Source organism: Streptomyces sp. NPDC047853, from assembly GCF_043204535.1.
In the GTDB taxonomy this organism is placed as follows: domain Bacteria; phylum Actinomycetota; class Actinomycetes; order Streptomycetales; family Streptomycetaceae; genus Streptomyces.
In genome coordinates this window covers 304441-314881 of record NZ_JBIDCI010000010.1, presented here as the reverse complement: position 1 = coordinate 314881, position 10441 = coordinate 304441, and the positions used below count along the sequence as shown (strand labels likewise).

Here is a 10441-nt window from a genome sequence, read left to right as displayed (position 1 = left end):
GCGGGCGGGCGCCCCCCCCGGGGGGTTCCCCCCCCCGCCGGGGGGGGCCCCCCCCCCGCGGGGGGGGGCCCCCCCGGGGGGGCCCCCCCCCCCCGCCGGGGCGGGGGCCCCCCCCCCCCCGCCCCCCCCCGGGGGGGGCCCCGGGGGGGGGGGGGGGGGGGGGGGCCCCGCCCCCCCCCCCCCCGCCCGTCGGACGTTCCCGGGAACAGGTGTTCAGCGCAGGAAGGGGTCCACCGCGATCGCCAGGAACAGCACCGACACGTAGGTGATGGACCAGTGGAACAGCCGCATCTCCTTGAGCTTGCCGCCCGTCACCTCGGCCTTGGCGCGGTTCTGGAGCCCGTGGGCCTCCCACAGCCACATGCCGCCGGCCAGCAGGGCCACCGCCGTGTAGAACCAGCCGGTGTAGCCGAGCGGCGTCAGCAGCAGGGACACGCCGACCATGACCCAGCTGTAGAGGACGATCTGCCGGGCGACGACCTTGTTGGAGGCCACGACGGGGAGCATCGGCACGCCGACGCGCGCGTAGTCGTCCTTGACCTTCATGGACAGCGGCCAGTAGTGCGGGGGCGTCCAGAAGAACATCACGCCGAACAGGATGATCGGCGCCCAGGACATCGAGTTGGTCACGGCCGACCAGCCGATGAGCACCGGCAGGCAGCCGGCGATACCGCCCCAGACGATGTTCTGCGAGGTGCGGCGCTTGAGGATCATCGTGTAGACGACCACGTAGAAGAGGAGCGCGCCGAGCGAGAGCCAGGCCGACAGCCAGTTGACGGTGAGGCCGAACAACAGGGTGGAGACGACGGCCAGGGAGATGCCGAAGGCGAGGCACTCGCGCGGGCTGACCATGCCGGTCACCAGCGGACGCTGCGAGGTGCGGTCCATCAGCGCGTCGATGTCGCGGTCGATGTACATGTTCAGCGCGTTGGCGCCGCCCGCGGACAGGTAGCCGCCGACGCAGGTCAGCAACACCAGCCCCAGGTCCGGAACACCCTGCTCGGCCAGGAACATCACCGGAACGGTGGTGATCAGCAGAAGCTCGATGATCCGCGGCTTGGTCAGCGCCACGAACGCCTTGACACGGGCCCCGAACGGCCGGTGACTCGGGCTCTGGCTCGTCCCGATAACCCCCGCAGGACGGGATTCAACGGCCGTCACGCACACCCCTGACAGAGACATCCCAGCGAGCCCCGCCATGTGAAGCGGCGGTAAAGGCTCGCGCGTACCACGCCACTTTAGACGTTGCCCGTACCTCGGCCTTCGCGGGGGTGGGGTCGTGTTGGCCGGGGCGCTCCGACGTGCGTTCGGAGAGTCGATTGAGCGGTCAGATGAGCGGCTCCGTATTCACTTGCCGAATGCGGTTTCACCCAGTCGACAGGCGGATCGCGGAGAGTCCCGGCAGTCTGGTTTCCAGCGGAAAAACGCACGTACTTACGGGGGTAGGCTCGACAACGGCCGGCCGACTCACGGACGCGCCGGCAGCCGGTGCACCCGTGCACCGGCATCCGACATGTGGAGAGGAGCCCTGACCCAGGGTGAGCACCAAGCCGACCACCACAGACCTCGAGTGGACCGAACTGGACCAGCGGGCGGTCGACACCGCCCGCGTCCTGGCCGCCGATGCCGTACAGAAGGTTGGCAACGGCCATCCCGGTACGGCGATGAGCCTGGCGCCCGCCGCCTACACCCTCTTCCAGAAGGTGATGCGGCACGACCCGGCCGACGCGGACTGGGTCGGGCGCGACCGTTTCGTGCTGTCCGCCGGCCACTCGTCCCTGACCCTCTACACCCAGCTGTACCTGGCCGGCTTCGGCCTGGAGCTGGAGGACCTGCAGTCCTTCCGGACCTGGGGCTCCAAGACCCCCGGCCACCCGGAGTACGGCCACACCACGGGCGTGGAGACGACGACCGGCCCGCTCGGCCAGGGCGTCGCCAACGCGGTGGGCATGGCCATGGCCGCCCGCTACGAGCGCGGCCTGTTCGACCCGGAGGCCGCCGAGGGCACCTCCCCGTTCGACCACTTCGTCTACTGCATCGCCGGTGACGGCTGCCTCCAGGAGGGCATCTCCGCCGAGGCCTCCTCCCTCGCCGGCCACCAGAAGCTCGGCAACCTGGTCCTGCTGTGGGACGACAACCACATCTCGATCGAGGGCGACACCGAGACCGCCGTCTCCGAGGACACCTGCAAGCGGTACGAGGCGTACGGCTGGCACGTGCAGCGCGTCGCCCCGAAGCCGGACGGCGACCTGGACCCGAACGCGCTCTACGACGCGATCGAGGCCGCGAAGAAGGTCACCGACCGCCCCTCCTTCATCGCGATGCGCTCGATCATCGCCTGGCCCGCGCCGAACGCGCAGAACACCGAGGCCGCGCACGGCTCGGCGCTCGGCGACGACGAGGTCGCCGCGACCAAGCGCGTCCTGGGCTTCGACCCGGAGAAGACCTTCGAGGTCTCCGACGAGGTCATCGGCCACACCCGCAAGGCGCTGGAGAAGGGCCGGGCGGCCCGCGCGGTGTGGGAGAAGGCCTACCAGCAGTGGCGGGACAACAGCCCCGAGCGCGCCGCCGAGTACGACCGCGTCGCCAAGGGCGAGCTGCCCAAGGGCTGGGAGGAGAAGATCCCGGTCTTCGAGACCGGCAAGGGTGTGGCCACGCGTGCCGCCTCCGGCAAGATCCTCCAGGCGCTCGGCGCGGTCGTCCCCGAGCTGTGGGGCGGCTCGGCCGACCTGGCCGGCTCGAACAACACGACGATCGACAAGACGTCGTCCTTCCTCCCGGCGGGCAACCCGCTGCCCGAGGCGGACCCGTACGGCCGCACCATCCACTTCGGCATCCGCGAGCACGCGATGGCCGCGGAGATGAACGGCATCGCGCTGCACGGCAACACCCGTATCTACGGCGGCACCTTCCTGGTGTTCTCCGACTACATGCGCAACGCGGTGCGGCTGTCCGCGCTGATGCACCTGCCGGTGACGTACGTGTGGACGCACGACTCCATCGGCCTCGGTGAGGACGGTCCGACCCACCAGCCGGTCGAGCACCTCGCCTCGCTGCGCGCCATCCCGGGCCTCAACGTGGTCCGTCCGGCCGACGCCAACGAGACCGCCGTCGCCTGGCGCGAGATCCTGCGCCGCTGGACCAAGGAGTTCGGCAAGGGCCAGCCGCACGGTCTGGCGCTGACCCGCCAGGGCGTGCCGACGTACGAGGCGAACGAGGACGCGGCCAAGGGCGGCTACGTCCTGTTCGAGGCCGCAGGGTCCGACGGGCGGGACACCGACCCCGAGGTCGTCCTCATCGCCACCGGTTCCGAGGTGCACGTGGCCGTGGAGGCCCGCGAGGCGCTCCAGGCCGACGGCGTGCCGACGCGCGTGGTCTCCATGCCGTGCGTGGAGTGGTTCGAGCAGCAGGACCAGGGGTACCGGGACAGCGTCCTGCCTCCGTCCGTGAGGGCCCGCGTCGCGGTGGAGGCCGGCATCGGCCTCACCTGGCACAAGTACGTCGGGGACGCCGGCCGGATCGTCTCCCTGGAGCACTTCGGTGCTTCGGCCGACGGCAAGCTGCTCTTCAAGGAGTTCGGCTTCACCGCCGAGAACGTCGCCGCACAGGCGAGGGAATCGATCGCCGCGGCCCAGCGCTGACGCCCGTACACGACACGTAGGAGATGCAATTTCCATGACAGACGCACTCAAGCGCCTCTCCGATGAAGGCGTCGCGATCTGGCTGGACGACCTGTCGCGCAAGCGGATCACGTCCGGCAACCTCGCCGAGCTGATCGACCAGCAGCACGTCGTGGGCGTCACCACCAACCCTTCGATCTTCCAGAAGGCGATCTCGCAGGGCGACGGCTACGACCAGCAGCTCTCCGACCTGGCCTTCCGCAGGGTCACGGTCGAAGAGGCGATCCGCATGATCACCACGGCGGACGTCCGCGACGCCGCCGACATCCTGCGCCCCGTCTTCGACGCCACCGGCGGCAAGGACGGCCGGGTCTCCATCGAGGTCGACCCGCGCCTCGCGCACAACACCAAGGCGACGGTCGCCGAGGCCAAGCAGCTCGCCTGGCTGGTGGACCGCCCCAACACGCTCATCAAGATCCCGGCGACCGAGGCCGGCATCCCGGCGATCGCCGAGGTCATCGGCCTGGGCATCAGCGTCAACGTCACGCTGATCTTCTCGCTGGAGCGCTACCGCCTGGTCATGGACGCCTTCCTGACCGGCCTGGAGAAGGCCAAGGAGCGCGGCCTGGACCTCTCGCAGATCCACTCCGTGGCGTCCTTCTTCGTGTCCCGCGTGGACACCGAGATCGACAAGCGCCTCGACGCGCTCGGCACCGACGAGGCCAAGGCCGCCCGCGGCAAGGCCGCCGTCGCCAACGCCCGTCTCGCCTACCAGGCGTACGAGGAGGTCTTCTCGACGGACCGCTGGAGCGCCCTGGAGAAGGCCGGCGCCAACAAGCAGCGTCCGCTGTGGGCCTCGACCGGTGTGAAGGACAAGGCGTACAGCGACACCATGTACGTCACCGACCTGGTCGCGCCCAACACGGTGAACACCATGCCGGAGGCCACGCTGCTGGCCACCGAGGACCACGGCGAGATCACCGGGAACACCGTCGCCGGCACCTATGAGCAGGCCCGCGCCGACCTCGACGCCGTCGAGAAGCTCGGGATCGGCTACGACGAGGTGGTCCAGCTGCTGGAGAAGGAGGGCGTCGACAAGTTCGAGGACTCCTGGAACGACCTGCTGAAGTCGACCGAGGCCGAGCTCAAGCGCCTCGCTCCCTCGGAGGGCTAAAAATTGTCAAGCAGCAATCCGCTGCGTGACCCCGCAGACCGACGGCTCCCGCGCATCGCGGGGCCGTCGGGTCTGGTCATCTTCGGCGTCACCGGTGATCTGTCCCGCAAGAAGCTCATGCCCGCCGTGTACGACCTCGCCAACCGTGGTCTGCTGCCGCCGGGCTTCTCGCTCGTCGGTTTCGCCCGCCGCGACTGGGAGCACGAGGACTTCGCCCAGGTCGTGCACGACGCCGTCAAGGAGCACTCCCGTACGCCGTTCCGCGAGGAGGTCTGGCAGCAGCTCATCCAGGGGATGCGCTTCGTCCAGGGCACCTTCGACGACGACGACGCCTTCGAGCGGCTGCGCGCCACCATCGAGGACCTGGACAAGGCGCAGGGCACGGGAGGCAACTTCGCCTTCTACCTGTCGGTGCCGCCGAAGTCCTTCCCGGTCGTCATCCAGCAGCTGAAGAAGCACCAGCTGGCCGACCAGACGGACGGCTCCTGGCGCCGCGCGGTGATCGAGAAGCCTTTCGGCCACGACCTGAGGTCGGCCGAGGAGCTCAACGCGATCGTCCACGAGGTCTTCGGCTCCGACCAGGTCTTCCGCATCGACCACTACCTGGGCAAGGAGACCGTCCAGAACATCCTGGCGCTGCGCTTCGCCAACACGATGTTCGAGCCGATCTGGAACCGGTCGTACGTGGACCACGTGCAGATCACCATGGCCGAGGACATCGGCATCGGCGGCCGGGCCGGCTACTACGACGGCATCGGTGCCGCCCGCGACGTCATCCAGAACCACCTGCTCCAGCTGCTCGCGCTGACCGCGATGGAGGAGCCCGCCTCCTTCGACGCCGACGCGCTGGCCGCCGAGAAGACCAAGGTGCTCGGAGCGGTCCGCCTCCCCAGGGACCTGGGCCGGGACACGGTGCGCGGCCAGTACGCGGCCGGGTGGCAGGGCGGCGCGAAGGCCGTCGGCTACCTGGAGGAGGAGGGCATCGACGCGAAGTCGAAGACCGACACCTACGCCGCGATCAAGGTCGGCATCGACAACCGCCGCTGGGCGGGCGTCCCCTTCTACCTGCGCACCGGCAAGCGGCTGGGCCGCCGGGTCACCGAGATCGCGGTGGTCTTCCAGCGGGCCCCGCACTCCCCCTTCGACACCACGGCCACCGAGGAACTCGGGTCGAACGCGATCGTCATCCGCGTCCAGCCCGACGAGGGCGTCACCGTCCGCTTCGGCTCCAAGGTGCCGGGCACCTCGATGGAGATCCGGGACGTCTCCATGGACTTCGCGTACGGCGAGTCCTTCACGGAGTCCAGCCCCGAGGCGTACGAGCGCCTCATCCTCGACGTGCTGCTCGGCGACGCGAACCTCTTCCCGCGCACCGAGGAGGTCGAGCTGTCCTGGAAGATCCTCGACCCGATCGAGCAGTACTGGGACCAGCACGGCACCCCGGCGCAGTACCCGGCCGGCACCTGGGGCCCCGTCGAGGCGGACGAAATGCTCGAGCGAGACGGACGGAGCTGGCGCCGGCCATGAAGACAGACCTCACGGACACCACGGCCAGCAAGATCAACAAGGCGCTGGTGCTGGGGCGCCGGGCCATCGGCACGCCCGCCATCGGCATGGTGCTCACGCTGGTCATCGTCACCGACGAGGAGAACGCCTACGACGCGCTGAAGGCCGCGAGCGACGCCGCGCACGAGCACCCCTCGCGCACGCTGGTGGTCATCAAGCGGGTCTCGCGTTCACCCCGGGACCGCACGAAGTCCCGGCTGGACGCCGAGGTGCGGCTGGGCGCCGACGCGGGTACCGGCGAGACGATCGTGCTGCGCCTGTACGGCGACGTCGTCGACCACGCCCAGTCGGTGGTCCTGCCGCTGCTGCTGCCGGACGCGCCGGTCGTGGTGTGGTGGCCGGTGAACGCGCCGCTGGACCCGGCCGGGGACCCGCTGGGCGCGCTGGCCCAGCGCCGGGTCACCGACACCTACGCCTGCGAGGAGCCGGTACGGGAGCTGGCCGCCCGGGCCGACGCCTACACGCCGGGGGACACCGACCTGTCCTGGACCCGCATCACGCCGTGGCGCTCGATGCTGGCGGCGGCCCTGGACCAGGTCGACTGCAAGGTGCAGTCGGTCGAGGTGGAGGGCGAGGAGGACAACCCGAGCTGCGAACTGCTGGCGATGTGGCTGGCCGACCGGCTGGACGTCCCGGTCGAGCGCACCGCGTCCGCCGGGCCCGGTCTGACCGCGGTCCGCATGGACACCGACTGCGGTCCGGTCGTCCTGGACCGGGCCGACGGCTCGCTGGCCAACCTGTCCATCCAGGGTCAGCCGGCCCGTGCGGTGGCGCTCAAGCGCCGCGAGACGGCCGAGTTGATCGCGGAGGAGCTGCGGCGCCTCGACCCGGACGACACGTACGCCTCGGCGCTGCGTTTCGGGGTGGACCGGCTGAGCGCGCCGCGCAAAGGGGACTCGGGCGGTGACGGGGGCGGGGCCGTCGCGGTCGCCGCTCCCGTCGAAACGGTCGCGAAGGCCCGGGCGAAGGACGCGGCGCAGGAGAAGGCACCGGTGAAGAAGGCGGCGGCGAAGTGAGCACTCCCCAGCTGGTCGTGCACCGCGACAAGGAGCTGATGGCCGAGGCCGCGGCGGCGCGGCTGCTCACGAGGATCGTGGACGCGCAGGCCTCCCGGGGCAGCGCCTCCGTGGTCCTCACCGGCGGCCGCAACGGCAACGGCCTGCTGGCCGCGCTCGCGGGCTCCCCGGCCCGGGACGCCGTCGACTGGGGCCGCCTGGACCTGTGGTGGGGCGACGAGCGCTTCCTGCCGGAGGGCGACCCGGAGCGCAACATCACCCAGGCCCGGGAGGCCCTGCTGGACTCGGTGCCGCTGGACCCGGAGCGGGTGCACGCGATGCCGGCGTCCGACGGTCCGTACGGCTCGGACGTGGAGGCGGCGGCGGCCGCGTACGCGAGGGAGCTGGCCGAGGCATCGGTCCCCGAGAACCACGCGGCGGTCCCGTCCTTCGACGTCCTCCTCCTGGGCGTCGGCCCGGACACGCACGTGGCGTCGCTCTTCCCGGAGCACCCGGGCGTCCGGGAGACCGAGCGCACGGTGGTCGGCGTCCACGGCTCCCCCAAGCCGCCGCCCACCCGCGTCTCGCTGACCCTGCCGGCCATCCGCACGGCCCGTGAGGTGTGGCTGCTGGCGGCGGGCGAGGACAAGGCGAACGCGGTCGCGATGGCCCTCTCGGGGGCGGGCGAGATCCAGGCCCCGGCGGCCGGCGCGCGGGGCCGCTCCCGCACCCTGTGGCTGCTGGACACGGCGGCGGCCTCCCGGCTGCCGCGGTCGCTGTACCCGCCGGCGTCGGCGTAGCCGGCCCGGATACGGGACGGGGGCGGCGGGGCCACCGGCCCCGCCGCCCCCGTCCCGTCCCGCACCTCGCTCACTTCACCGACCCCGCCATGACCCCCTGCACGAAGTGCCGCTGGAAGGCGAAGAACACCACCACCGGCACCACCAGCGACAGGAACGCCCCCGGCGCCAGCACGTCGATGTTGCTGCCGAACTGCCGTATCTGCGACTGGAGTTCCACCGTCAGCGGCTGCGCCGAACTGTCCGCGAAGAGCAGCGCCACCAGCATGTCGTTCCACACCCACAGGAACTGGAAGATGGCGAGGCTGGCGATGGCCGGCTTCCCCACCGGCAGCACCAGCCGCGTGAAGATCCGCCACTCGTTGCCGCCGTCCATGCGGGCGGCCTCCAGCATCTCCTTGGGCATCTCGGCGAAGTAGTTCCGCAGCAGGAACACCGCGAACGGCAGCCCGTACGCCACGTGGAACAGCACCACGCCCGGGATGGTCCCGAAGAGCCCGAGCTGCCCGAAGAGCTTGGCGACCGGCAGCAGCCCGATCTGCACGGGTACCACCAGCAGCGCCACGACCCCCAGGAAGATCGCCTCACGCCCCGGGAAGTCCAGCCACGCGAAGGCGTACCCGGCGAGCGCCCCGACGACCACGACCAGCACGGTCGTCGGCACCGAGATCAGCACCGTGTTCCAGAAGGCCTGGGTGATGCCCGAGTTGCCGAGCAGGGCCGAGTAGTTGTCGAGGGACAGCTGCCCGGGACTCGCGAGCGCCGTCCACCAGCCGCCCTCCGCCGTGTCCTCGGCGGAGCGCAGCGAGGAGAGGAAGAGACCGGCGAGCGGAGTCATCCAGACCAGGCCGACGAGGACCAGGAAGGCCTGGACGATCCCGTTGCCCAGATACCGCCGCACGGCGTTCATCGCTGACTCCTCATCGCTGACTCCTCTTGAAGCGGCGGACGTTGAAGACCATGGCCGGGACGACGAGCAGCAGGAGCAGCACACCGAGCGCGCTGCCGAGGCCCTGGTTGTTGCCGCCGCCGAACGACACCAGCCACATCTGCGTCGCCAGTACCGTCGCGTCCTCCTGCACGGGCCCGGGCGCGATGATGTAGACGAGGTCGAAGACCTTCATCACGTTGATCACGAGGGTGATGAAGACGACCGTCAGCACCGGTGCCAGCAGCGGTACGGTGATCCGCCGGAAGATCTGCCACTCGTTCGCGCCGTCCATCCGCGCCGCCTCCAGCGCGTCGCGCGGCAGCGAGGACAGCCCGGCGCCGATCAGCACCATCGCGAAGCCGGTCCAGATCCACAGGTACGCCCCGATGATCGCGGGCGTGACCAGCGCAGGCCCGAGCCAGGAGACGCCCTCGTAGGGCGGGGCGAAGTTCGAGGCGGGGAGCCGCACGGCGTACGAGCCCGGCTCCAGCGAGTCGAAGCGGAAGGAGCCGTCGTCCCCGGTGGTCGCGGTCGCCACCGTACGGCCGTCGCGCACCGCCTCGACCGTCATCCCGGGCAGCCCGCTCTCGCGGCGGTCCACCCGGCCCTGCTCCCCTCCCCCGCCGGGCGTGAAGTCCAGGTACACGACGCCGCTCACCTCACCGGCCGGCGTCTCGCGCCCCGCCGCCCCGTATGCGGGCTGCGCGCCGGAGGGCAGGTCGTCGGGCAGCACCCCGACCAGCCCGAGCGCCACGGTGTCGCCGGGGGACACGCCCGCACTGGTCCGGTACGCGCCGTCCGCCGCCTTGACCAGGCCGCCGTCCTGCCCCTCGCGCGCCCGCGCCGTCGGGTAGGAGGACGTGCCGGCGAAGGCGTCGTGGACCCCGGTGACGGCGGCGTTGAGGACGCCCTTGTCCGGATCGTGGTCGTAGGCGAGCCGGAAGATGATGCCCGCGGCGAGGAAGGAGACCGCCATCGGCATGAAGAGCAGCAGCTTGAAGGCGGTGGCCCAGCGGACCTTCTCGACCAGCACGGCCAGGATCAGGCCGAGGCCGGTCAGCAGGGTGGGGGCGACGACGACCCAGAGGGCCGTGTTGCGGACGGCCTTGAGGGTGGCCGGGTCGCGGAACATCTCGGTGTAGTTGTCGCCGCCCACGAAGCGGCTGCCCGAGGCGTCGAAGAAGCTGCGCCCGACGGAGAACAGCACGGGGTAGACGACGAGCGCGCCCAGCAGGAGCAGCGCGGGGAGGACGAAGAGCAGGGCGACGGCCGCCCGGCGCCGTCGGGGGCGCCGTTGGGGCGCCGGACCGGGGGCGGTGGGCGGGCTCGCCTCTTTCACCAGGGTGGAGGTCATG

The 10441-nt window shown here is 71.1% G+C and carries 8 protein-coding genes; 5 read left to right on the top strand and 3 right to left on the bottom strand.

The features are described 5' to 3' along the window. Positions 1–213: 213 nt before the first annotated feature. Positions 214–1182 carry a heme o synthase gene (locus tag ACGF5T_RS20995; protein WP_384693099.1) on the bottom strand — a complete coding sequence of 323 codons (969 nt, stop codon included), beginning with the start codon at positions 1180–1182 and terminating at the stop codon, positions 214–216. Positions 1183–1538: 356 nt separating this feature from the next. Between ACGF5T_RS20995 and tkt the strand changes: the two genes are divergently transcribed. From tkt to pgl, 5 genes are read left to right on the top strand one after another with little or no spacing between them, the layout of a single operon-like run. Then, positions 1539–3641, top strand: coding sequence for a transketolase (gene tkt, locus ACGF5T_RS20990; protein ID WP_366766241.1), 2103 nt, complete (start codon positions 1539–1541; stop codon positions 3639–3641). A 34-nt stretch (positions 3642–3675) separates the two neighbouring features. Next, the gene (gene tal, locus ACGF5T_RS20985; RefSeq protein ID WP_366766240.1) at positions 3676–4794 is read left to right on the top strand and encodes a transaldolase; all 1119 of its coding nucleotides are present in this window, start codon (positions 3676–3678) and stop codon (positions 4792–4794) included. 3 nt (positions 4795–4797) lie between these two features. Beyond that, entirely contained in the window at positions 4798–6321 is a 1524-nt protein-coding gene (gene zwf / locus ACGF5T_RS20980; RefSeq protein WP_356607847.1) for a glucose-6-phosphate dehydrogenase, read from the top strand. Continuing rightward, positions 6318–7376, top strand: coding sequence for a glucose-6-phosphate dehydrogenase assembly protein OpcA (opcA, locus tag ACGF5T_RS20975; protein ID WP_361016089.1), 1059 nt, complete (start codon positions 6318–6320; stop codon positions 7374–7376). The genes zwf and opcA overlap by 4 nt, the downstream gene beginning before the upstream one ends. Beyond that, on the top strand, positions 7373–8155 hold the full coding sequence (gene pgl, locus ACGF5T_RS20970) for a 6-phosphogluconolactonase (RefSeq protein WP_356607851.1): 783 nt from the start codon (positions 7373–7375) through the stop codon (positions 8153–8155). Before opcA ends, pgl begins: the two co-directional genes overlap by 4 nt. Positions 8156–8225: 70 nt before the next feature. On the opposite strand, the gene ACGF5T_RS20965 is transcribed toward pgl, so the two are convergent. Together ACGF5T_RS20965 and ACGF5T_RS20960 are read right to left on the bottom strand one after the other, a co-directional pair. Beyond that, positions 8226–9065, bottom strand: a complete 840-nt coding sequence (locus ACGF5T_RS20965; RefSeq protein ID WP_356607853.1) for a carbohydrate ABC transporter permease — start codon at positions 9063–9065, stop codon at positions 8226–8228. A 10-nt stretch (positions 9066–9075) separates the two neighbouring features. Further along, the gene (locus tag ACGF5T_RS20960; RefSeq protein ID WP_366766239.1) at positions 9076–10440 is read right to left on the bottom strand and encodes an ABC transporter permease subunit; all 1365 of its coding nucleotides are present in this window, start codon (positions 10438–10440) and stop codon (positions 9076–9078) included. Between the last annotated feature and the right edge of the window lies 1 nt (position 10441).

What these genes read in the sequence shown, in the direction of transcription:
- ACGF5T_RS20995 (WP_384693099.1), bottom strand. Translation starts at nt 1,182, where the DNA reads ATGTCTCTGTCAGGGGTGTGCGTGACGGCCGTTGAATCCCGTCCTGCG.
- opcA (WP_361016089.1), top strand. Translation starts at nt 6,318, where the DNA reads ATGAAGACAGACCTCACGGACACCACGGCCAGCAAGATCAACAAGGCG.
- tal (WP_366766240.1), top strand. Translation starts at nt 3,676, where the DNA reads ATGACAGACGCACTCAAGCGCCTCTCCGATGAAGGCGTCGCGATCTGG.
- ACGF5T_RS20960 (WP_366766239.1), bottom strand. Translation starts at nt 10,440, where the DNA reads ATGACCTCCACCCTGGTGAAAGAGGCGAGCCCGCCCACCGCCCCCGGT.
- ACGF5T_RS20965 (WP_356607853.1), bottom strand. Translation starts at nt 9,065, where the DNA reads ATGAACGCCGTGCGGCGGTATCTGGGCAACGGGATCGTCCAGGCCTTC.